Here is a 21,854-nt window from a genome sequence, read left to right on the forward strand (position 1 = left end):
GTCAGTCCATCCCCAGCGGGCCCGCGGATTCGCCGGCCAGGAATTGCCGTACGAACGGGTCCTCGGACGCGAACGCCTCCTCGGCTTCGCCGTAGTGCACGACCTGCCCTTGCCAAATGAGGCCGACGTAGTCGCTGACCTTGCGCGCGGTGCGGATGTCGTGCGTGACGAGCAGGTAGGTGCCCTTGTGCTCGCGGTGCATGTCCAGGATGAGGTCGTTCAGCAGGCTGGTGCGGACGGGATCCAGACCGGAGTCGGGCTCGTCGAACAACACGATGTCCGGGTTGAGCACGAGCGCCCGCGCGAACCCGGCGCGCTTGCGCATGCCTCCCGACACCTCGTTCGGGAGTTTCGTGATCGACCGCTCCAAGCCGACTTCCGTCAGCCGGGTCATCACGATGTGCTCGATCTCCGCCTCGCTCATGTCGGTGTGCTTGCGCAGCGGGAAAGCAGTGTTGTCGTAGATGTTCATGGAGCCGAACAAGGCGCCGTCCTGGAACAGGACACCGAAGCGCTTGCGGAGGTCGTAGCGCTCCTGCTCGGTGATCTTCCACAGGTCCTGGCCGAAGACGACGATCTCGCCCTCGTCGGGCTCCAGCAGCCCGACGAGGTGCTTCAGGAGCACGCTCTTGCCGGTGCCCGACGGCCCGAGCACCGTCGTGATGGCGTCGTCGACGAAGTTGATGTTCATGCCGCGCATGACGTGGAAGTTCCCGAATGCCTTCGAGACGTTGCGCACTTCCATCGAGTGCGTCCGGTCGGCAGGGCCGGCCATGAGGTGGCCGCTGCGGGTATGGATCCGCGTGGGTGTGTCGGCGGTGTTCGAAGTGGACACAGATTACTCCTGGCGGGGCGAAGGGGCAGCGGGCCGGTCAGTTGGCGATCGGTGCATTCGGCGCCAGACCCCAGAAGAGCTGGGTCCCCAATACACCGATGATATGTATCAGCACCATGTTCAGCATCATCGACTTCGCCGTACTTCGTCCCACGCCGACGGATCCACCACTGGCGTTGTAGCCGTAATAACATCCGACGAAAATGATCGCCGTTCCCATGGCCATCACCTTGCACAGGGAGAAGAACAGGTCCTGCGGATTCTGGTAGAGCCAGAAAATGAAATTGTAGCCACCGGGGGAAACCCCGCCGAGCATCTTCACCGTCGTGAGGAACTCCCCGATGTACATGATTCCGAGGCCCACCACGTAGAGGAACGGCATCGCGATCCAGGCCGCGACGATGCGACTGCCGACCAGGTAGCTCCTCGACTTGACGCCCATCACCTCCATCGCGTCGATCTCGTCGGAGATGCGCATCGAGCCGATCTCGGCGACCAGACCGCAGCCGACTTTCGCCGCGAAGATGTAGCCCCACATGTACGGTGCCATCTCGCGGATCGCGCACCAGGCGTTGAAGATCCCGGAATAGAGAGGGACGCCGATCTGCTTGAGCGTGTAGTTGCCTTCGAGGCCGCACTCGTACCCGATCACGAATTGCATGAGCCAGATGACGAGCCCGCTGGACAGCACGAGCACGCCGCACTGGTGGAAAACTTCGGTGGCATAGTGCCGAAGATCGGGCAACGCACGGATCGTCCGGCCGGAAAACCTTGCGATGTCGCCGCCGGTTTCGACCGCGGACTTGACCGAAGTCGCCATGCCTTTGAACGAAATCTCGATGTCCGCGGGCTTCGGCGCACCGGGCAGCTTCTTTTCGCCGACTCCGCCGTTCTGCGCAGCTCGGGTCACGGTGTCTTCTCCCCGCCTCGTCACTTGTAGATCTGCATCTCGGGGTTGAGACCGAGCATGATCGCGGTGAAGACCGCGTTGAAAATCCAGATCGCGGCGAACGCGATCACCACGGCCTGGTTGACGGCCCGGCCCACTCCGATCGGCCCGCCGCCGGTCTGCAAGCCCTTGTAGCAGCAGACGACGCCGATGATCAGCCCGAAGATCGACGTCTTGAGCACGCTCGCCCAGATGTCGGTCGTTGTCGCGTTGTCGAAGAAGCTGCCGAAGAACGCGCTGCTGTTCGCCTTGAGGATCGGCACGGCGGCGATGTATCCGCCCACCACACCGAAAGCCAGTGCCAGCAGGTCCATCAGCCCGGTGATCAACGTCATCGCGATCACCCGCGGCACGATGAGCGTCCGGATCGGATCGACGCCCAGGACCTCCATCGCGTCGATCTCTTCCCGGATCCGGCGGGCTCCGAGGTCCGCGGTGATCGCCGTGCCCATCACGCCGGCCACGACCATCGCGTTGATCCAGGGCGCGAACTCGCGGACGCTCGCCATGATGAAGAACGAGCCAAGCCGTTCGGGGATCCCGAAGAGGGAAAAGATGTTCCCGCCCTGCAGCCCGGGAGCCCCGAGGCCGAAGGCCGTGGTCGAGATGATCATCGGGAGCCAGCACAGCTTGAGCGTCTGGAACATCTGCTCGCGAACTTCGCCCCAGTAGCCAAAAGGGTGCCGGATGGCGGAGTACAGCACGTCGCCCATCAGCCGCACCATTTCGCCGGCCTGCTCCAGCGGACGCGCGACCGCGGAGCCCAGGCCGGACCGCCGGATCGCCTTGCGCCGCTCCCGGCCTTTCGGCCTCGGCGGTGCCGCTGCGTGCGTCGTCATCGGGTGCACTCCTTGGTGGTCTTCGAGTCAGTTCTGGGTGGCGGGGCTCATCTGAGGAACGAGGCTCACGCGATTCCGCCACGCCGCGATCGCCGTACGTCGTGCGAGAGGCACGGAAACCGTTGCTATCACTGCTAATTCCGGGCCTTCCGCGGGCCGCTCATGCGTCCGCGGAGGAAACCGACCGCGGTGCCGACCACCACCGCCGTAGCCGCAGTCAGGCCGATTTGGAGAGGATCGCGGCCGGCCGGTACGAGCAGGGACACCGGAAGGGCAAGCAGGTAACTGCACAGCGCGGCGACCGCACCGTGCGTCGCGGGCGAGCTGGCCGTGCCAATTCGCTTCGAGGCAACAAAAAACGCCGCCACCGCGACGAGCGGAAGCCACGCGTAACCCAGGAGCGGCACCCAAGCCATAGCCAGCGGCTGGGCGAGCCCGCCGATGAGGAGAACGCTGAACCCGGCCGAAGCACCCCGGACCGCGACGGGCGCGTCGATTCGGTCCGCCCAGGACAGCCGGGCCGGACCGGCGGCGTTGTCGCCAGGACGCGTCATGGGGATCCCACCTTTCACTGGTTGCCCCGATCAGCACGAGGTGCCGTCCGACGCGTTAGGTCGCGAAGGGGATTCGAGTTGCGAACCCGCGGAAGGCGATCCGGTCGCGGGGTGGTGACCGTGGACGCGGAGCATCCGACAGCGATGTGCAGTGAGCGTCCACGACGGGCGGAGGGCGACCGGGTTCCGATGGCTGAGCCCAGCATCAGAAGCTCGCCGGCGCTACGCCGGGCACGGGTTCCCGGCGTCGCCGGCTTCCGGGGTTCGACAATGAACACTGCGGAAGTATGTCCGGCCGACACTGGGCCATATGGGCCAATGCTGGCACCTGAGGGCCAACGTCGGACGGCCGCTGGGCGGCAGCCGCGGCAGCCGCGGCAGCCGCTTTGGACGGCTATTCCGCCTGGTACTCCAGTCGCGGTTCGCGTTGGTCCTGGTTCCTGGGTGGCTGCCACTGGCGGTGGCGGCGCTGGTCGCGGTGTTGACCACGTCTGCGCCACCTCGGGCAGCGGGCCGGGGTGCGACCTCGAGAACGAAGCGGCTGAGCAGACCGGCCCTCGCCGGCACCGGGCATCGCCGACGGCACCGCCTGGCAGGCCACCGCACGGCCGGGAACCGGACCGGCCACCGTCTACGCGGTCCCGCGACGGACACCTCTACCGCCCGCACGCGGCACCGTGACCCCGAGTCACCAGCCCGCTGCCACACCCCGCACCACAAAACCGTCCCCACTCAGCGGTGGCCTGCCTCTGTCGACCGCAGAAGCAGGCCAACGCCGAAATGCGACCGCTTGCCGGGTTTCCTTTTTGCCCGGCTGATTCCTGAGCCCGTCTGGTAACGATTCCCGGGTTCCGGCGATAGCGGGGTGAACGGATACCCGGTGGAGGTCTGCGGTGGGATGGATTCGTGGTGCGGCGAGCGCGGGAACGGTCTGTGTCTTGCTCACGTGCGTGCTGGCCGGGACACCGGCCGCCGCGTCAGGCAGCCCGGCGGCGGCGAGCGCGCCGAGGGCGAGCACCGCTAGCGCGCCGGCGCATCCGGGCGCTGACTACATGGGGTCCACGATCGGCGCGGATCCGGGCACCACGCAGAGAACCGCGCCGCGGGCAGCCACGGCCTCGGGCGTGACCACGCCGGGCATGGACGTCTCCCATTATCAGGGCGCAGTGGACTGGGGCGCGGCGGCCGGCAACGGCGCGAAGTTCGCGTATATGAAGGCCACCGAAAGCACGACCTACGTGGACCCGCAGTTCACCGCCAACTACGCCGGCTCCGCGAACGCCGGAATCCTGCGCGGTGCCTACCACTTCGGGCTGCCCGACACCTCCTCCGGCGCCGCGCAGGCACAGTTCTTCCTCAGCCACGGCGGCGGCTGGGTCGCCGACGGCAAAACCCTGCCGCCCGTGCTGGACATCGAGTACAACCCCTACAGCACCGCGGACTGGGCGGGCTGGTGCTACAACATGACCCCGGCCCAAATCTCGTCGTGGATCTCCGACTTCACCACCACGATCCACGATCGCACCAACCGGTGGCCGGTCGTCTACACCACCAACGGCTGGTGGAACCACTGCACCGGCAACAACCCCAACTTCGCCAACGATCCACTGTGGATCGCCGGCACCGTCACGATGCCGGCCAGCTGGACCGACTACACCTTCGACCAGACCTCGAACTCCGGCACGTTCCCGGGCGACCAGGACGTCTTCAACGGCAGCGGCACCGACCTGCAGACCTTGGCCACCGGCACCGAGCCGGACAAGATCGCCGAGCACTACAACGCACTCGGCGGCCCGGCGTCCTACCTCGGCAGCCCGACCGGCGACCGGTACCCGGCCGCGAGCGGATGGGCCCAGGACTACCAGTACGGCATCATCGGCTACTACCCGCCGAGCGGCGCCTACGCGGTGCACGGCGCGATCTGGCAGCACTACCAGCAGCTCGGCGGCCCCAGCGGCGTCCTCGGCCTGCCGATCACCGACGAGACCGGAACGCCCGACGGCGTCGGGCGGTACAACCACTTCTCCAACGGTGCGTCGATCTACTCCACCGCGTCGACCGGGGCGCAATCCATCCGCGGCGCCATCCGGCAGAAGTGGGCCGCGCTGGGCTGGGAACGCGGCTTGGGCTACCCCACCACCGACGAATCCGGCACCCCCGACGGCATCGGCCGCTACAACCACTTCAACGGAGCCCAAGGCGCCTCCATCTACTGGACCCCCGCCACCGGCGCCCAATCCATCCACGGCGCGATCCGCACGAAATGGGCGTCACTGGGCTGGGAACGCGGCCTGGGCTACCCCACCACCGACGAATCCGGCACCCCCGACGGCATCGGCCGCTACAACCACTTCAACGGAGCCCAAGGCGCCTCCATCTACTGGACCCCCGCCACCGGCGCCCAATCCATCCACGGCGCGATCCGCACGAAATGGGCGTCGCTCGGCTGGGAGCGAAGCGGCCTGGCCTACCCGACAAGCGATGAGTTCGCCGTCACCGGCGGCCGCCGCAACACCTTCCAGCACGGGACCATCACCTGGTTCAGCGCCGACTCCACCACCCAGGTCGCCTACAGCTGAACCGCCACGGCGGCGGACAACAGCGATCACTCCCCAGGCAGTCCGCCGAAGGGCAAGCCGGAACGTGGTCGGCACTAGGTACAGTGGCGCGCGTTGTCCCGTACCAGGAGGGTTTCGCATGGCTGCTGTCCAAACGGACGCGGCGTCGGCGGCACCGCGGCCGAGTCGGGGAGCACGCCGGCTCCCGGTCATGCTGGTGTCGGTTGTGCTGGTCGGCGCGTTCCTGGCCGGCGCGTGGGCGGCCTGGTTCTTCACCGTCGACGACGCGTTCATCAGCTTCCGGTACTCGGCGAACTTGGCCGCGGGGCACGGCCCGGTCTGGAACCTGCACAGTCCGCCGGTGGAAGGGTTCACGAACTTCGCGTGGGTCGTGTGGGGCGCGCTCGGCTCGGTACTCGGGATCGCGCTGCCGCTGTTCACTAAGGTGACGTCGCTCGTGCTGGGCTTGGCGACGCTGGCGATGCTCATCCGCGAGGGGCACCGGCGGGGCGGGATGCCGGGCCTGCTGGTCGCGGCCGGTGCGTACGTGGTGTTCCTGCCGACTTACTTCCACCTCACCAGCGGCCTCGAAACCGCGGCGTTCGCGGCGGTGCTGCTCCGGGTTGTCGTGCTCGGCCTGCGGACAGTCGAGGGGACGCGGGTAAGGGCGTGGGAGCCGCCGGCGCTGCTGGTCCTGCTGGGCATGATCCGGCCGGAAGGCGCGCTTGCCGCGCTGCCGGTCGTGCTGTGGTGGCTGGTGCGGCAGCACGGGAAGGCCCAGTGGGCCTGGACCGGTGCCGCGGCCGTCCTCGGCACCGGATACTTCGTCTGGCGCTGGCAGTTCTACGGCCAGTTGCTGCCGAACACGTTCTACGTCAAATTCGGGAATCTGGCGCACGGCCTGATCTGGACCAAACACACCACTCTGCTGCTGCTTCCGTTGCTGCTGCTGACGCTGTCGCTGCTGCTGCGGCGAACCACGCGCGCGGCGGGCGCGCTGCTCGTCCTGACCGTCGCGGTCACTTATGTGACCTACGCGGTGTCCGGGCCGACGATGGACTATGTCGACCGGTTCGCCGATCACGCGGTGCCGGTGTTGTGCCTGGCCAGCGGAATCGCCGTCGGCACGCTCGGCAGTCGCGTCCTCGGCTCGATTCTCGGCGCGGTCGCTGTCGGCTGGTCCGCGTGGGCCGGTGCGACCGCACCGGACCTGCCGGCGATCGTGAACTACGGCCCGGATCTGCAACGTGCGCACGTCGCGATCGGCCAAGGGCTCGCCCAGTCGGATGTCCCGCCCGCCGCCCGCACGCTCGCGGTCACCGACGCCGGCGCGATCCCGTACTTCAGCGGCTGGGAAGCGATCGACTACCTCGGGCTCAACGACCGCGCCATCGCGCACGGCGCGAATCCCACCGACGTCGTCGTCCAGGCGCGTCCGACCGTCATCGTGGTGACCGCAGGCGAACCGACGCCGACCGCGGGCCGCTATGGATTCGACCTGGCACGCGGGACCGCGGGCTACGTCAAAGTCGATGCCGTGCTGATGCGCGAAGGCTACTGGCAGGTCGTGTACGCACTGCCCCAGTACGCGAACACCGTCAGCACCCACGTCCGCGCCGCCGTAGAACAAGCCGCGAGCGCCAACGACCCCGGCCAGCCGCAGGACACCATCAGCCGCTGGCTCGATCGGCTCCGCCGCCAACTCCCCCTCTGACCGCGGCCCGCGACGACCTCGGGCTCGGCCAAGCCCGAGACTTCCGGCAGGCCACCCGCGGGACCGTCATCGTCGGCGTCGCGGCGCTCCCCGATGCTCATGACGAGCGCCGTCACCGCACCCGCGGCCGGGCCTCGGGATCAGGATGACGTGGTCGTGACGAGTCCGTGGAGCAGGGCGTCGACGATGCGGGCGGGCAGGTCCGGTTCGAGCGGCTCGCGGGTGAGCACGATTCTGAAGTGCAGTGGCGCGACGAGCAGCTCGAGCACGAAGCGGGGGTCGGCGGTGTCCGGCAGCTCTCCCCGCTGGATCGCCCGCGCGGCGATCTGGCCGGAGTGGGCGTAGCGGGCGTTCCAGTACTGGTCGCGCAGTCGCCGGGTGGCCGGGTCATCGCCGGCCGAGGCCAGCGTTCGATCGAGGGCGTTGCCAGCGGGCGAGGTCAGGTATTTGGCGAGCGCGGTGGCGTAGGCGATCAGATCGCCCCGCAACGTCCCGCTGTCGGGCACCGGAAGCTGTTCGGCGGCATCGGTGAGGAGAGCGTCGATGATGAGGTTCTCGCGGGTGCCCCACCGTCGGAAGATCGACGTCTCATTCACCTGCGCCCGCCGGGCCACCTCGGACACCGTCAGGCCGGTCAGCCCCTGGTCTTGCAGGAGCTGGTTGGTGGCTTCGAGGACAGCGGCGCGCACGCGCGCCGCCCGTCCGCCAGGCCGACGCCGGACGTCCGCATCACTCACGGGACAGCACTCTAATACAAGTCTTCTTGCTTTAGTGCGGGCGAGTCGCCATACTCCTGAAGCAAGCAGACTGGCTTTAAGGGCGACCGACGGATGCTGGCGACCCGGACGACGTGGTCGCCGCGGCGGCCCCCGGACTCGGCCCGCCCGCCCCTCCGACAGGAGTACTGAGATGCGCATCGAACGGGACATCGAGGTCCCCACCCGCACCGGCTCGCCGATCCTGGCCGACGTGTTCCTGCCCGACGACGACGGCGTGTTTCCCGTGCTGGCGTCGATCAGCCCGTACGGCAAGGACGTGCACTGGCCGGACCGCTACCCGCTCTACGAACTCGTGCCGCACAACGAGCACATGGTGTGGGAGACCCCGGATCCCGAGTGGTGGACGGCCCGCGGCTACGCGGTGCTGCGCGCCGACACCCGGGGCACCGGCAAGTCGCCGGGCCGGATGGACCTGATGAGCTCGAGTGATTCCGAGGACTTCTACGACGTCGTCGAATGGGCAGCCGGACAGTCGTGGTCCAACGGCAAGGTGGCCTCCAGCGGCATCTCGTGGCTCGCGATCATGGGCTGGCGGGTGGCGGAGCTCCAGCCACCGCACCTCGCCGCGATCGTGGCCTGGGAAGGCGCGACCGACTTCTACCGCGACTTCATCTACCAAGGCGGCCTGTACGCCCACGGCTTCGTCGAGTTCTGGTGGAACCGTCAGATCACCCCCCAGCGCAACAACGACGACGGCGACGACTGGCGCGAGGTGCTTCCGCAGCATCCGGTGCTCGACGACTACCACCGAGCGCACATCGTCGATCTCGACCGCGTCAGGGTGCCCGTGCTGTCGGCCGGAAACTGGGGTGCCCTGCATGTGCACCTGCGCGGCAACATCGAAGGCTGGGCCCGCGCGGCGTCACGGGACAAGTGGCTCGTGGTGCACACCGGCACCCATATCGATCCCTACTACGCCGAGTGGGCGCTGGATCTGCAGCTGCGCTTCCTCGACCGTTTCCTCAAAGATCAGCCCGACCGCATGGACGGCGTGGCCCCGGTGCGACTGGCGATCCGGCACGGGCGCGAGATCGAATGGCGAGACGCCGCGGACTTCCCGCTCCCGCAGACCAAGTGGCGCGAGCTTCACCTCGGCGACCGCGTCCTCGACTGGGACCCGCCCGAGGACGCCACGACGGTGGCCTATCCCGCCAGCTTCGACACCGCCCCAGCGTCCGAACCGCTCGAGCTGACCGGTCCGGTCGCGCTGCGGCTGTGGCTGAGCGCCGACCAGGACGACCTCGACGTCTTCGCGCGAGTGCAGCACATCGGCACCGATGGCGAGCCGATCCCGGGTGTCGGCCCGCAAGGCGACGCGGTCCCGATGGCCATGGGCTGGCTCAAGGCTTCCCACCGCGAGACCGACCCCGAGCGGTCGCTGCCGCACCGGCCGTGGCACCCCCACGCCCGCGAGATCGCCCTCGTGCCCGGCGAGCCGACCCTGCTCGAGGTCGAGATCTGGCCCACCAGCATCACCCTCGCGCCGGGCGAGCGGCTGCGCCTGGAATTGGTCGTCGGGGACAGCGACCTCGGCTTCCTGACCCACGACCACCCCGATCTACGCCGCCCGGCGACCACCGCCGCCATCCACGTCGGCGGCGACCACGCCTCCCACCTGCTCGTCCCCGTCATCCCGCGATAGCGCCCCACTGCCGCCCCGTGCCGGCCTCTCCCGAAAAGGAATCGCCCATGCGACGACTCGTGGACATCTCGGTCCCGCTGCAGAGCGGAATCGCCTCCGACCCACCCGGCCACCGGCCCTCGATCACCTACATCGACCACCAGCAGTCAGTCCCGGACATGCTCCGCTTCTTCCCGGGCGCGACGGCCGCGGACCTGCCCGACGGCGAGGGCTGGGCGATCGAGCGGATCGAGGCCACCACCCACACCGGCACCCACCTCGACGCCCCCTATCACTACGCGTCCACTATGGACGGAGGCCGCCCGGCCATCACGATCGACGAGGTCCCCCTGCACTGGTGCTTCCAGAATGGGGTCAAGCTCGACTTCCGCCACCTCCCCGACGGCCACGTCGTCACCCCCGCCGACATCGACACCGAGCTCGACCGGATCGGCCACCAGCTGCGCCCGCTCGACATCGTGCTGGTCAACACCCGCGCCGGCACCCGCTACGGCCAGGACGACTACGTCGCCTCCGGCTGCGGAGTCGGCCGCGCCGCCACCCTGCACGTGCTCGAACAAGGAGTGCGGGTGACCGGCACCGACGCCTGGAGCTGGGACGCCCCGTTCTCGTTCACCGCCGAGCGCTACGCCCGCGACCACGACGCCTCCGTCATCTGGGAGGGCCACCGGGCAGGCCGCGAGATCGGCTACTGCCACCTCGAGAAGCTGCACAACCTGGAGAGCCTCCCGGCATACGGCTTTCAGGTTGCCTGCTTCCCGGTCAAGATCCACGCGGCGTCGGCAGGCTGGACCCGCGCGGTGGCGATCTTCGACGAGGAGACGGCATGAGAATCGGTTCCTTGCTCGTCGACGGTGTGCCGCGCTACGGCGTCATCGACGGCGATCGCATCGATCTGCTTCCCGAGACCGCAGACGTCTTCGAAGTGCTCGCCGCCGGGCAAGCCGTAGCGGCAGGCGAACGGTCGGCCTGGGACGAAACCGCCTCGATCGCCGTCCCGGTGCCGATCGCCAGCATCCGCGACTTCATCACCTTCGAACAGCACACGGCCGGCTCGCTCCGCGCGATCACCGGGAACAGCGACGTCCCGGACGCGTGGTACGAAGCGCCCGCTTTCTACTTCACCAACCCGCATGCGGCGATCGGCTCCGGCGCACCGGTCCCGATGCCGCCCGGATGCGAAGTGCTGGACTTCGAACTCGAAGTCGCGGTCGTGATCGGCACCGCGGGTTTCAACCTGTCCGCGGCCGAGGCGGTGAACCACATCGCCGGGTTCACCATTCTCAACGACTGGTCCGCCCGCGACCTGCAGAGCCGGGAAATGCGCGTCGGTCTCGGGCCGGCCAAGGGCAAGGACACCGCCACCACCCTCGGCCCAGTGCTCGTCACCCCCGACGAACTCGCCCACTACGAAAGCGATGGCCGGTACGACCTCGCCATGGAGGTCTTCGTCAACGACGCCCGCATCGGCGGCGACACACTCGCGAACATGGCCTGGACCTTCGCCGAGCTGATCGCCTACGCCAGCCGCGGCACCTGGGTCCGGCCCGGCGACGTGCTCGGCTCCGGCACCTGCGGCAGCGGCTGCCTCGCCGAACTGTGGGGATGGCACGGCGAGCGGCAACCACCGCCACTGCGCATCGGCGACACCGTCCGCATGACCGTGCAAGGGATCGGCACCATCCACAACACCGTGATCGCCGGGCCGCCTCTGCACGACGTTCCGCCCGCTCGCCGCTCACGCTGAAGGCGAAACCTCCACGACCGTCGATTCTCGTGCGAGCATCCCGGATCGCGTGCCGCACCGGAGCACCGGTCCATGCAATGTCCGGATAAGAGACCTGTCTTGCGTGACGAATCGCCCGACCTGGAGGCGGTGACGCAAACCCACGCAGTTCGCCAGGTCCGGGGGCCGACGATCCCGGCCAGCGGCACCTGAAGTCCACAAAGGACTCATTGTGACCTCGACAGCGAACGCCCTGGCGAGCGGTCAGGCCCCGCCCTTCGACGCTGCGCAGTGCGTGGAAACGCTCACTGCGTGGGTGCGCACGCCCGCCCCGGCTGCCGACGCCGAAGTTCTCCGCGCCAGGACCGCGGCCACCTACTTCGGCTACTGCACCGTCCGGACCGCTGTCGTCAGTGCATGACGGGCCCGCCGCTCGGTGAGCAGCGGTACGAAGTCACGAATCCGAGCGTCCTCGAAGGCGCGGTAGCTCTCATCCACCACATCATGGATGTGGTCGGCACTGTGGACAGTGCCGAACTTCGCGGTCAGCCGCTGGACGACGAGCCGGATTTCGAGGAGCTCGCGAAGGGAGGGGTGAGTGGACATGCTTTCGTCTCCTTCGGCGAAAGTCCTCTCGGTCTCGCCTCCGAAGGTAACCGCCGCGTGCCGCTGCGCCCAGGGGCCAATGTCCCCGCGCCGTAGGCACTTCGTCCCCGTCGCGACGCGAGACCCGGCGATCCTCGTCCGACCCGGTGCCTCCCGACGGATCGGCACCCGCGAACCGCGGGTGCTGGTAGACGCCGCCTGGGCGAAAGACGCCCAGCGGATCGAAAACGCGGCGAAGGAGCTTCGGTGTCACCGCCGGTCCGTCCGCCGCGATGCCCGGGCTCGAGACGCCGTCAAGGGAACTTTGAGGGAATCTGAGTCCCTCAATGTTCCCTTCACGGCACCCGGGCAATGCCCGAAGTCGTTGTTCACTCCGCGCCGGAGCCCGGCGACGGCTCGAGAATCACGACCGCGGTCTGGCCGGGCCGGCGCGCCGCGTAGGCGTCGAGATTCTTGTCCAGCTCGCGCCACCGAGCCCAGAGCCGCTCTCGCTCCTCGCCGTCGGCCGCTCGGCCCCGGATGCGGTGCTGGCCGTCGACCAGCGTCACGGTCGCTTCGGGACGGGCCTGCAGGTTCAGCCACCACGCCGGCTCGGGCCCGGCCCAGCCGTTCATCGCGAGTGTGACCAGATCCGGGCCGTCACGGAAGTAGGCGAGGATCACGCCGCGCTCCTGGCCAGTCCGCCGGCCCACGGTTGTCAGCCGCATGGTGCCCCACCGGTCCGGCTTCGGCGGCCATAACCCGGCCCGGCCCCGCGTGAGGCGATACAGAGCGCGGTGCCCCTTCCACGCCAAGCGGATGAACCACCGTGGCGGAAGCGGCGCAGATCGCGTGCGTTCGTCGGACATCGCACCTCCGATGCTCTCGATCGGCCGACCGTAGGTCCGCGCCGGACCCGCGTCGTAGGGCCGCTGGTCCAGAGACACCGGGCCGACAGTCCATCGCGCGACGGTCACGTACCTCCGCGCCCCGGCGAGAGTGCGTTCGAAACCCAGCCCTGCGTACCGACGCTTGCGCCGGGCCCTGGCCAAGCGGTCCTGGCTGCGCCCGGTCGCCGTCACTGTCTTCGGCGGCGTCGACCCGCCCGGACGCACGAATCGGCACCGACGGGACCTGCGGAACTGGGACGCGATCCGGCGCTGGGCCCGGCAGATGCCGGAGCGGTCCTGACGACGTTTGCCCGTCGTCGCGGTCCTCAGCGGTTCCTGGGTACCGCGGGTCGCGCGGCGGAGCTGAACCGGGCGGCGCGCCGGTGGGTCCGGTATCCCTCCACACGAGCTCGCCGGACCGGCGTCGCGGGAAGGGTGCGGAAGAACCAGCGCTTGGCCAGTTCGACCAGAACCACGTACCCGCTGATCATCAGCACGAGCACGAAGAAGAACAGGCCAGGCAGCGGAGCGAAGCCGAGCTCGCCGGCGAGCGGCGTGGCGGGCAGCACCGCACCGGCAGCCACCACGGCGAGCGTCGCGGTGAGCAGAGGCACGCTGGGCCGGCTGCGGTAGAACGGGCTGCGCCGGGTCCGGATCACGAACAGCACCAGGGTCTGGGTGGCCAGCGACTCGACGAACCAGCCGGTCCGGAACAGCACCGGGCCGGCGTGGAAGACCTGCAGCATCACGGCGAAGGTGACGAAGTCGAACAACGAGCTGACCGGCCCGAACACCAGCATGAACCGGCGGATCAGGCCGATGTCCCAGCGCGAGGGCCGCTCCAGTTGTTCGGCATCGACGGTGTCGGTGGGGATCGCGAGCTGGCTGGTGTCGTAGAGCAGGTTGTTGAGCAGGATCTGCGAAGGCAGCATCGGCAGGAACGACAGGAACGCCGAGGCGCCCGCGGCGCTGAACATGTTGCCGAAGTTGCTCGACGTGCCCATCAGGACGTACTTGATCGTGTTGGCGAAGACGCGCCGCCCTTCGACGACTCCGTCGGCGAGCACTTGCAGGTCCTTCTCCAGCAGGACCACGTCGGCCGCGTCCTTGGCCACGTCGGTGCCGGAGTCCACCGAGATGCCCACGTCCGCCGCGTGCAGCGCCAGAGCGTCGTTGACCCCGTCGCCGAGGAAGGCCACGTCGACCTCGGCGGCGCGCTGGGCCCGCACAATCCGTGCCTTCTGCTCCGGGTCCACCCGCGCGAACACCGTGGTTCCCGGGAGCCGCTCGGCGAGGTCCGCGTCGCTGAGACGGTCGAGGTCGGCACCGGTGAGGACGTCGCCCGGGGGCAGGCCGAGATCCGCGCACACGCGAGCGGCGACCGACGGGTTGTCGCCCGTGATGACCTTGACGGTCACGCCGAGGCCGGCCAGCCTGCGCAGCGCGGTGCGCGCGCTTGCCTTCGGCGGATCCGAGAACACCAGGAACCCGCACAGCGTCAGGTCGCGCTCGTCGCTCGGTTCGAGCGGCGGCGGACCGGTTGCCGAACGGGTGGCCACGGCGACGACCCGGTGTCCGGCCGCGAACTCGGTTTCCAGCACGGCCGCGGCGGCCTTCGGCGCACCGGGACACCGCTCCAGCACCGCCTCCGGTGCGCCCTTGGTGACAAGAATCCGCGCACCGGCCGGGGTGTCGACGAGCACCGAGGTGAGCCGGCGCCGATGGTCGAACGGCAGCACAGCCAGCCGTTCGTATCGCTCGACAGCGTCTCGGGAGGCACCGGGACTCTGCCACAGGGCAGCGTCCAGCGGGTTGCCGTCCACTGCCTCGTCCGAGCAGACCAAGCCGAGCAGCAGAACGTCGTCGTTCGCGCTGCCGTCCGGACCGAGCGCGCGCATGAATTCGATCCGGCCTTCGGTCAGCGTGCCGGTCTTGTCGGTGAAGAGCACTTCGGTGTCGCCGAGGTCTTCGATGCACAACAGCCGTTTCACCAGCACCTTGCGCCGGGCCAGCTGCCGCGAGCCCGCTGCCAGGCTGGTGGACACGACCGCCGGCAACAGCTGCGGCGAGATGCCCACCGCGATCGCCAGCGAGAACAGCAGCGCGTCGAGGAGCGGGCGGTCCAGCACCAGGTTCACCACGAAGATCCCGCCCGTGAGCACCGCCGCGACCTGCACGAGCAGCCCCGAAAACCGGCGCAACCCGACCTGGAACTCTGTCTCCGGGTGGTGCGCGCCGAGGCTGAGCGCGATCCGTCCGAACTCCGCCGCCGCCCCGGTCGCGACGACCACGCCCCGCCCGGCGCCCGCGGTGACCACCGTGCCCATCAACGCGCAGCCGGACAGCTGAGCAACCGGGCTGCCGGACGGCACCGGTTCGACCGACTTCCCCACCGGGAGAGCTTCTCCGGTCAGCACAGACTCGTCGCACTGCACGCCGGTCGCGGAGATCAGCCGGATGTCGGCCGGGACCACCTCGCCCAGCCGCAGCTCGACGACATCCCCGGGCACCAGTTCGACCACGTCGACCGACTCCGCCTCGCCTCCGCGGAGCACGGTGACCCGGTGGGTGATCTGGTCGTGCAGGGCCTGAGCCGAGCGTTCCGCGCGGTACTCGTTGAAGAAACCCAGGCCCACCGAGACGGCCAAGATCACCCCGATGATGACCGCGTCGGTTCGCTCGCCCAGGAAGAACGACGCGATCGCGGTGACCGCGAGCAGGACCAGCAACGGCGACCGCAGCTGACGCATCAGCACCGGCAACGCATGTGCGCCGTGCGAACGGACCGCGTTGGGGCCGAACCGTTCCCGTCGCGCCTGGTACTCCACAGTGGACAAGCCGCCGGCAGTACCGCCGAGTGCTTGCAGCACCTGCTCGGTCGGCAACGCGCCCGCTTCACGGACGCCCATCATCCGCGGCGGTTCGGGAGCGGTCGCAGCCGACGGGGCAGTCTGCTTCATGATTCCGCATCGTGTCGGCGGCCACGCGACCGGCACTAGGGACCAATGACCCTCAGCCCGGGACCATCGATCCATCCCGTTACCGGACGGGACAGGGCCCCGCGATCTGTCCGCTTTACGGCGGAACTGCCGTGAAGGGGCCCTTGCCGGACTCAGATTCCCGCAAGGAGCCCTTCCCGGAACTGGTCGCGGTGCCTACCGGCAGGCAGGGCCGCGCAGCGGGAACACGCATTCTCTTTTGCGAGAGCCGGACCGGAATCACGTGAGCGGCACCCGGACCACGGCCGGCGTGGTCGGCTGCGGGGACCCAGCGGCGGGTTCGGTGGTGATGCCGATGCGGTCCACGTCCGCCGGCAGGGCCGCGGTGACCGCGCCGGAACCAGTGGGCAGCAATCCGGCCGACTGCGCGCCGCGGCGGCCGATGAACCACACCTGGTAGGTGTGCCCCGCCGCCGGCATCGGGAGCGCCTGCGCGGTGACGACGGCTTCGCCGTGTTGCCGGGAAAAACTGACCACCACGGCCCCGCCGGCGGTGGCGGTCGCGCGGATCGAGGTCATGTCCGGTGCGGGCCCGGCGATCTGCGTCGTCGGCTCCGGGCTCGACCGGAAAGCGCCGATACCGATCCCTCCGAAGAGGACCGCGACCGCGGCGGCGACTGCCGCGAGTGCGATCGTCGCTCGTTTGCGCCACGGCCGCCGGTGCGGCGGCTCGACTGCCGCCGGCGGCGGAAGTTGCCTCGTCGCGGCGACCTCGGTGAGGACCCGGCTGCGCAGCCGGGACGTGGCGGCAACGGTCGTTGCGAGTCCGATCTTCGCCGCGGTCGCGTGGAACTCGTCGACTTCGCCTGCGCAGACCGGACATTCGGCCAGATGCCGGGCGAACGCGGCCCGTTCGAGGTCAGTGACCGCGTCGAGGGCGTACGCGCCGGTCAGGGTGTGGACGTCGGCGGTGGTCATCGGGTCGCTCCCAACGCGTCCCGCAGGCGGATCATGCCGTCGCGCATACGGGTTTTGACGGTGCCGACGGCGACGCCGAGCTTCTCGGCGACCTCGCGGCAGGTGAGGCCGTGGTAGTAGGCGAGCAGGATCGATTCCCGCTGCAGTTCGGTCAGCGCGGACATCGCCGCGCGGACCTGCAATTGGTCCGCTGTGGACAGTGCGGTCTCGACGACGTCGTCGTAGGGCTGGCGCACGTCGAGCAGGTCCACGCGGTCCTCGCGGTCGCGGGCGGACTGCTCGGAGCGGACCCGGTCGACGGCGCGGCGGTGCGCGATGGTCAGCGCCCAGGTCATGACTTTCGCGCGGGCCGGGTCGAACTGCGCGGCCTTGCGCCAGATCTCGAGCAGGACCTCTTGGGCGACCTCTTCGGCGTAGCTGCGAGAGCGCAGTACCTGCAGCACAGTGCCGAAGATCGGACCGGCGAGCTGGTCGTGAAGAGCGGAAAACGCTTGTTCGTCGCCCAGCGCGACGCGCCGGAGGAGGTCCTCGGGAGTCGGCGCCGCGTCGGCGGCGCTGTCGAGCGGTGGACGAAGAGCGGTCAGTGTGGCGCGCGCTGCGGCCATGGCGAGTCCTTCCCGGCGGAACCGAGCCTGGGCCCGCGGCGGAGTGCGCTGTGGGCAAGCTGTTGCCGGTGATTCGCCAGCCGGGTCGGCGCGTATTGGTCCGGATCTCCGAACCGTGTCGATCATCACCTGTTCGAGCTACCGCTGGTGTCGCCGGGACAACCGGACCCATACCGTCGCGGCGCGGGTCCGAACCACAGATATGGCCGCAACCAAGCAGACTCTCCCGTCCGAGGACTCCGCCCCGCCACAGCGAACGCGGCTGCGGTTCTTCGCGGCCGCGTTCACCGGCGTCCTAGCGCTCGCCGCGGCGCTGGCGGCCGGCCACCTGGTCGCGGGGTTCATCAATGTCAACGCCTCCCCCTACCTCGCGGTGGGCAACGGCGCCATCGACCTCACCCCGGTCCAGCTGAAGGACTTCGCCGTCCGCACGTTCGGCACCTACGACAAACTGGTCCTGCTGAGCAGCATGGCCGTGGTCCTGGTGGCCGTCGCGGCGCTGGCGGGTGTCCTTTCGCGACGGTCCGCACGTCCCGGCATCGCGCTCATCGCCCTGTTCGGCCTGGTCGGCGCCTTCGCCGTCTTCGAGCGGCCGGACCTGACCGCGGTGGCGCTCCTCGCGCCGATCGCCAGCCTGGTCGTGGGCGTCGCCGTCTTCCTGCTGCTGCACCGAATCGCACCGAGAGGGTGGCGAGACCCGGAATCCGGCGACAAGTCCGGCACGTCGCGGCGGGCGTTCCTGCTAGGCGGTGCCGGGGTCGTCGTCGGCGCCGGCGCGGCCGGGCTGGGCGGCCAGCTGATCAGCTCGTCCCGCGATGCCACTGCCTCCCGCGAAGCGGTCGGCAAGCTCATCCCCGCGCGGACCGCGCCGGCGATCCCCGCCGACGCGGATTTCGCGAAACTGGGCACGCCGCCGTTCCTGACCCCGAATGGCAAGTTCTATCGGGTGGACACGGCATTGTCGGTGCCGCAGGTGCGGACCGAGGACTGGAGCTTGCGCCTGCACGGCATGGTCGACCGGGAGATCCGCTACAGCTACCGCGACATCCGCAACCGGCCCCTGGTCGAACGCACCGTCACTATGACGTGCGTGTCCAACGAGGTCGGCGGCGACTACGTCTCTACGTCGAACTTCATCGGGGTCGACCTCGCCGACCTGCTCGCCGAAGCCGGCGTCAAACCCGGTGCCGAGCAGCTCTACTGCACCAGCGTCGACGGCTGGACCTCGGGCACCCCGGTCGCCGCCGCACAAGACCGCGGCCGCGGCGCGATGCTCGCGATCGGGATGAACGGCGAACCACTGCCGCTGGAGCACGGGTTCCCGGCTCGGCTGGTCACCCCCGGCCTGTACGGGTACGTCTCGGCGACGAAATGGGTGGTCGACATCGAAGTCACGACGTGGGCGGCGCGCCAGGCCTATTGGCTCAAACGGGGCTGGGCGCGGGAGGCCCCGATCAAGACCGAGTCGCGCATCGATTCCCACCGCGGGTTCGCCAACGTGGCCAAGGGAAAGGTACGAGTCGCAGGCGTGGCGTGGGCGCAGCACACCGGGATCGAGAAGGTCGAGGTTCGCGTCGACCAGGGACCGTGGCAGGAAGCCATGCTCTCGCAGGAGGTCAACCCGAACACGTGGCGGATGTGGTGGGCCGAGGTCGACCTGCCGTCCGGGGTGCACCAGGTGTTCTGCCGCGCCACGGACAAGTCCGGCTACACCCAGACCGACCAGCGCGCCGGCACCGTCCCCGACGGCGCGACCGGCTGGCACAACGTCACCTTCACCGCCGCCTGAAAAATTTCTTTCCGATCGACCAAACCGGTTTCCCCCGGGCACCGAATCACCAGCAACAAGAGGTTCTCGCCGAGTCGGCAGCCTCAGCCGCGCAAAACAATGGGAGTGAATTTCCGTGACCAAGCTTCGTATTGCTGGCATCGGCCTGACCGCGGCCGCCGCGCTGACCCTGACCGCGTGCGGCAGCAGCGACACCGCCTCCTCGGGCAACTCCGGCAGCTCGATGGCCCCCTCGTCGATGGCCGCGCCTTCCTCCAGCATGGCTAGCGGTTCCGGCGACGGCGTGACCACCAACGCCGATGTTTTCGGTCCGGCCTGCTCCCAGCTGCCGCAGGGTTCCGCGCCCGGGTCGCTGGACTCGATGGGCCCGATGCCGGTCGCCTCGGCCGCGTCGACCAACCCGCTGCTGACCAAGCTGGTCGCCGCGGTCAAGGCCACGAACCTGGTCGACACGCTCAACAGCCAGCCCGGCATCACCGTGTTCGCGCCGGCCGACCCGGCCTTCGCCGCCCTCGGTGACGCGAAGTTCAAGGAACTGGCCGGAAAGCCGGACCAGCTGGCCCCGATCCTGCAGTACCACGTCGTCGGCAAGCGCTACGACGCCAAGGGCCTCGCCGCCGCGGGCACGCTCAACTCGCTCAACGCCAGCGGTGGTCCGCTGAAGATCGAAGGCTCGGGCGAGAACATGACCGTCAACGGCGCCAAGATCCTCTGCGGCAACATCCCCACCAAGAACGCCACCGTCTTCGTGATCGACAAGGTCCTCACCCCGGGCACCAACAAGAACTGACCTCAGCAACCGGGCCGCCGACGGACGGCCCGGACCCCGGACGGCCGTTCCGGCTCCACCCGCCACCCTGGAGCCGGAACGGCCGTCTTTCTTTGCCCGATACTGAATTCCGTGAGGGACAGCCGCGGTAACCGGTACGCAAGGTGAAGTCCGTGAAGGGCCCCTTGAGGGAATCCAAGTCCGGCAAGGGACCCCTCGCGGACATCAACCAGAGCCACCGGCTCTCCACACGGGACACCCAAAGCCGTGAAGGGCCCCTTCAGGGAACCCAAGTCCCGCAAGGGACCCGCTGCAACGGGTTACGGCTCGTCGACCGGAATCTGCACGTGCTCGCGGAATTCCAGCGGGACGCGGCGCACGGCAGGCACGGCTACCCCGAGGCCAGCATGTTCGACCAGCCCGAACTGGAAGCGCTCCTGCGCGCGGGCCTCACCCGGCACCCCGCGGTCACGATGCGCGGCGGCGTGGAGGTCGCCTCGCTAGCCCCGGAAGCAGGCGGCGTGCGGGTCGCGTTCACCGATTCGGCCGGCCGGCCGGACTCGGTGCTCGCGCAGTACGTGTTCGGCTGCGACGGAGCGAACAGCTTGACCCGCACCGCGGTCGGCGCCGTCATGCGCGACCTCGGGTTCACTCAGCGCTGGCTGGTCGTCGACCTCCGCACCGACGCCGAACTCGGCGTCTGGGAAGGGGTGTACCAGGTCTCCGACCCGGCCCGCGCCGCCACCTACATGCGGATCGGGCAGAACCGCTACCGCTGGGAATTCCAGCTGGCCGAAGGCGAAACGGCCGACGACTACCGCGCGGCGGCCGCGCTGCTCCCGTTGATCAAGCCGTGGACCGGGGACGTACTGGCCGACGATTTCGAGATCGTCCGCGTCGCCGAATACACCTTCCGCGCCCAGGTCGCCGACCGCTGGCGGGACCGGCGGGTCTTCCTCCTCGGCGACGCCGCCCATCTCACCCCTCCGTTCATCGGCCAGGGCATGGGCGCCGGGATGCGCGACGCGATGAACCTCGCGTGGAAGCTCGCCGGCGTGCTTGACGGGACGCTCAGCGAAACCGTTCTCGACAGCTACGAAACAGAGCGCAAACCCCACGCCACCGCCATGATCCGGCTCGCCAAGCTGATGGGTGCCGCGATGACCGAAGGCGGTGAATTCGGTGGCCTGCTCCGTCGCGTCGCCGCACCCCGCCTGCACCTCGTACCTGGGCTGCGCAGACGCGTGCTCGCAACCGAAACCCCCGCCCTCCGCCGTTCCGCGCTGGTGGCGCGCCCGCGCCTGAGGCGTTCCCTGGCCGGACGGCAATGCCCCAACGCACCGGTTGACGGCCGTCGACGCCTCGACGAGGTGACAGCCGGCCGGTTCGCCGTCATCTGCGCCGCCGAGCCGTCGCCCGCGCAGCGAGCGGACATCGAAAAGCGCGGAGCCGTGCTCGTGGTGGCCCGGCCGAGGAGCCCGCTCTACCGCTGGCTGCGCCGTGGCTTCGCGTACGCCGCAGTGATCCGTCCCGACGCGACGGTGCACAGCGCCGGCCGCGACCTGGACGCTCTCTGCGCGGCGATACCTCCGTACCGCACAAGGGAATACCCGGCAAACCTGGGCTGAAGGCGGGTCGCGACGGCGCGGCCGCACCGGTCGACGGCGCACGGAAACCGACGATCGGCCGGAAGGACCACCTCG

At 69.2% G+C, this 21,854-nt stretch carries 18 protein-coding genes; 8 read left to right on the forward strand and 10 right to left on the reverse strand.

From position 1 onward, the window contains the following. Window position 1: 1 nt before the first annotated feature. The 4 genes from AMYBE_RS0124830 to AMYBE_RS0124845 all read right to left on the reverse strand — a co-directional run bounded on the left by AMYBE_RS0124830 (window position 2) and on the right by AMYBE_RS0124845 (window position 3,177). Complete coding sequence (locus AMYBE_RS0124830) at window positions 2–775, reverse strand: ABC transporter ATP-binding protein (RefSeq protein ID WP_051124995.1); 774 nt, start codon at window positions 773–775, stop codon at window positions 2–4. 97 nt (window positions 776–872) lie between these two features. Next, a complete protein-coding gene (locus AMYBE_RS0124835; RefSeq protein ID WP_020662097.1) occupies window positions 873–1,745 on the reverse strand; it encodes an ABC transporter permease in 873 nt (290 codons plus the stop codon). 20 nt (window positions 1,746–1,765) lie between these two features. Then, window positions 1,766–2,623 (reverse strand): MlaE family ABC transporter permease, encoded by an 858-nt coding sequence (locus AMYBE_RS0124840; protein ID WP_020662098.1) that lies wholly within the window; start codon window positions 2,621–2,623, stop codon window positions 1,766–1,768. A gap of 134 nt (window positions 2,624–2,757) precedes the next feature. Further along, a complete protein-coding gene (locus tag AMYBE_RS0124845; protein ID WP_020662099.1) occupies window positions 2,758–3,177 on the reverse strand; it encodes a hypothetical protein in 420 nt (139 codons plus the stop codon). Between the two features lie 1,052 nt (window positions 3,178–4,229). Between AMYBE_RS0124845 and AMYBE_RS0124850 the strand changes: the two genes are divergently transcribed. Together AMYBE_RS0124850 and AMYBE_RS0124855 are read left to right on the forward strand one after the other, a co-directional pair. After that, window positions 4,230–5,756, forward strand: a complete 1,527-nt coding sequence (locus AMYBE_RS0124850; protein ID WP_020662100.1) for a GH25 family lysozyme — start codon at window positions 4,230–4,232, stop codon at window positions 5,754–5,756. Window positions 5,757–5,874: 118 nt separating this feature from the next. After that, window positions 5,875–7,449 (forward strand): hypothetical protein, encoded by a 1,575-nt coding sequence (locus AMYBE_RS0124855; RefSeq protein WP_027927973.1) that lies wholly within the window; start codon window positions 5,875–5,877, stop codon window positions 7,447–7,449. A 140-nt stretch (window positions 7,450–7,589) separates the two neighbouring features. Here the strand turns inward: AMYBE_RS0124855 and AMYBE_RS0124860 are convergent, their stop codons facing one another. Further along, entirely contained in the window at window positions 7,590–8,186 is a 597-nt protein-coding gene (locus tag AMYBE_RS0124860; protein WP_027927974.1) for a TetR/AcrR family transcriptional regulator, read from the reverse strand. Between the two features lie 172 nt (window positions 8,187–8,358). Between AMYBE_RS0124860 and AMYBE_RS0124865 the strand changes: the two genes are divergently transcribed. The 3 genes from AMYBE_RS0124865 to AMYBE_RS0124875 are packed head-to-tail and all read left to right on the forward strand — an operon-like array spanning window position 8,359 to window position 11,617. Further along, window positions 8,359–9,870: a CocE/NonD family hydrolase gene (locus tag AMYBE_RS0124865; RefSeq protein WP_020662103.1), complete on the forward strand. Its 1,512-nt coding sequence runs from the start codon at window positions 8,359–8,361 to the stop codon at window positions 9,868–9,870. Window positions 9,871–9,917: 47 nt separating this feature from the next. Continuing rightward, the gene (locus AMYBE_RS0124870; RefSeq protein WP_020662104.1) at window positions 9,918–10,700 is read left to right on the forward strand and encodes a cyclase family protein; all 783 of its coding nucleotides are present in this window, start codon (window positions 9,918–9,920) and stop codon (window positions 10,698–10,700) included. Further along, window positions 10,697–11,617, forward strand: coding sequence for a fumarylacetoacetate hydrolase family protein (locus tag AMYBE_RS0124875; RefSeq protein ID WP_020662105.1), 921 nt, complete (start codon window positions 10,697–10,699; stop codon window positions 11,615–11,617). Before AMYBE_RS0124870 ends, AMYBE_RS0124875 begins: the two co-directional genes overlap by 4 nt. A 363-nt stretch (window positions 11,618–11,980) precedes the next feature. On the opposite strand, the gene AMYBE_RS0124880 is transcribed toward AMYBE_RS0124875, so the two are convergent. From AMYBE_RS0124880 to sigK, 5 genes are all read right to left on the reverse strand, one after another. Continuing rightward, window positions 11,981–12,202: a three-helix bundle dimerization domain-containing protein gene (locus tag AMYBE_RS0124880; RefSeq protein ID WP_020662106.1), complete on the reverse strand. Its 222-nt coding sequence runs from the start codon at window positions 12,200–12,202 to the stop codon at window positions 11,981–11,983. Between the two features lie 368 nt (window positions 12,203–12,570). Next, window positions 12,571–12,909, reverse strand: coding sequence for a nitroreductase family deazaflavin-dependent oxidoreductase (locus AMYBE_RS0124885; RefSeq protein ID WP_342663899.1), 339 nt, complete (start codon window positions 12,907–12,909; stop codon window positions 12,571–12,573). A gap of 488 nt (window positions 12,910–13,397) precedes the next feature. Further along, a complete protein-coding gene (mgtA, locus tag AMYBE_RS0124895; RefSeq protein ID WP_020662109.1) occupies window positions 13,398–16,031 on the reverse strand; it encodes a magnesium-translocating P-type ATPase in 2,634 nt (877 codons plus the stop codon). Window positions 16,032–16,289: 258 nt separating this feature from the next. Then, window positions 16,290–16,988: an anti-sigma factor gene (locus AMYBE_RS0124900; protein ID WP_020662110.1), complete on the reverse strand. Its 699-nt coding sequence runs from the start codon at window positions 16,986–16,988 to the stop codon at window positions 16,290–16,292. Continuing rightward, window positions 16,985–17,593, reverse strand: a complete 609-nt coding sequence (gene sigK, locus AMYBE_RS0124905; protein WP_020662111.1) for an ECF RNA polymerase sigma factor SigK — start codon at window positions 17,591–17,593, stop codon at window positions 16,985–16,987. The genes AMYBE_RS0124900 and sigK overlap by 4 nt, the downstream gene beginning before the upstream one ends. A gap of 202 nt (window positions 17,594–17,795) precedes the next feature. Between sigK and AMYBE_RS0124910 the strand changes: the two genes are divergently transcribed. The 3 genes from AMYBE_RS0124910 to AMYBE_RS42300 all read left to right on the forward strand — a co-directional run bounded on the left by AMYBE_RS0124910 (window position 17,796) and on the right by AMYBE_RS42300 (window position 21,779). Further along, window positions 17,796–19,382, forward strand: a complete 1,587-nt coding sequence (locus AMYBE_RS0124910) for a molybdopterin-dependent oxidoreductase (protein ID WP_020662112.1) — start codon at window positions 17,796–17,798, stop codon at window positions 19,380–19,382. A 115-nt stretch (window positions 19,383–19,497) separates the two neighbouring features. Next, window positions 19,498–20,172, forward strand: a complete 675-nt coding sequence (locus AMYBE_RS0124915; RefSeq protein WP_020662113.1) for a fasciclin domain-containing protein — start codon at window positions 19,498–19,500, stop codon at window positions 20,170–20,172. Between the two features lie 152 nt (window positions 20,173–20,324). Then, a complete protein-coding gene (locus tag AMYBE_RS42300; protein ID WP_084470441.1) occupies window positions 20,325–21,779 on the forward strand; it encodes a bifunctional 3-(3-hydroxy-phenyl)propionate/3-hydroxycinnamic acid hydroxylase in 1,455 nt (484 codons plus the stop codon). Window positions 21,780–21,854: the final 75 nt, after the last annotated feature.

The organism is Amycolatopsis benzoatilytica AK 16/65, from assembly GCF_000383915.1.
In the GTDB taxonomy this organism is placed as follows: domain Bacteria; phylum Actinomycetota; class Actinomycetes; order Mycobacteriales; family Pseudonocardiaceae; genus Amycolatopsis; species Amycolatopsis benzoatilytica.

What these genes read in the sequence shown, in the direction of transcription:
- AMYBE_RS0124840 (WP_020662098.1), bottom strand. Translation starts at nt 2,623, where the DNA reads ATGACGACGCACGCAGCGGCACCGCCGAGGCCGAAAGGCCGGGAGCGG.
- AMYBE_RS0124900 (WP_020662110.1), bottom strand. Translation starts at nt 16,988, where the DNA reads ATGACCACCGCCGACGTCCACACCCTGACCGGCGCGTACGCCCTCGAC.
- AMYBE_RS0124865 (WP_020662103.1), top strand. Translation starts at nt 8,359, where the DNA reads ATGCGCATCGAACGGGACATCGAGGTCCCCACCCGCACCGGCTCGCCG.
- AMYBE_RS0124855 (WP_027927973.1), top strand. Translation starts at nt 5,875, where the DNA reads ATGGCTGCTGTCCAAACGGACGCGGCGTCGGCGGCACCGCGGCCGAGT.
- AMYBE_RS0124910 (WP_020662112.1), top strand. Translation starts at nt 17,796, where the DNA reads ATGGCCGCAACCAAGCAGACTCTCCCGTCCGAGGACTCCGCCCCGCCA.
- mgtA (WP_020662109.1), bottom strand. Translation starts at nt 16,031, where the DNA reads ATGAAGCAGACTGCCCCGTCGGCTGCGACCGCTCCCGAACCGCCGCGG.
- AMYBE_RS0124845 (WP_020662099.1), bottom strand. Translation starts at nt 3,177, where the DNA reads ATGACGCGTCCTGGCGACAACGCCGCCGGTCCGGCCCGGCTGTCCTGG.
- AMYBE_RS0124830 (WP_051124995.1), bottom strand. Translation starts at nt 775, where the DNA reads ATGGCCGGCCCTGCCGACCGGACGCACTCGATGGAAGTGCGCAACGTC.
- sigK (WP_020662111.1), bottom strand. Translation starts at nt 17,593, where the DNA reads ATGGCCGCAGCGCGCGCCACACTGACCGCTCTTCGTCCACCGCTCGAC.
- AMYBE_RS0124875 (WP_020662105.1), top strand. Translation starts at nt 10,697, where the DNA reads ATGAGAATCGGTTCCTTGCTCGTCGACGGTGTGCCGCGCTACGGCGTC.
- AMYBE_RS0124880 (WP_020662106.1), bottom strand. Translation starts at nt 12,202, where the DNA reads ATGTCCACTCACCCCTCCCTTCGCGAGCTCCTCGAAATCCGGCTCGTC.
- AMYBE_RS0124885 (WP_342663899.1), bottom strand. Translation starts at nt 12,909, where the DNA reads ATGCGGCTGACAACCGTGGGCCGGCGGACTGGCCAGGAGCGCGGCGTG.
- AMYBE_RS0124850 (WP_020662100.1), top strand. Translation starts at nt 4,230, where the DNA reads ATGGGGTCCACGATCGGCGCGGATCCGGGCACCACGCAGAGAACCGCG.
- AMYBE_RS0124870 (WP_020662104.1), top strand. Translation starts at nt 9,918, where the DNA reads ATGCGACGACTCGTGGACATCTCGGTCCCGCTGCAGAGCGGAATCGCC.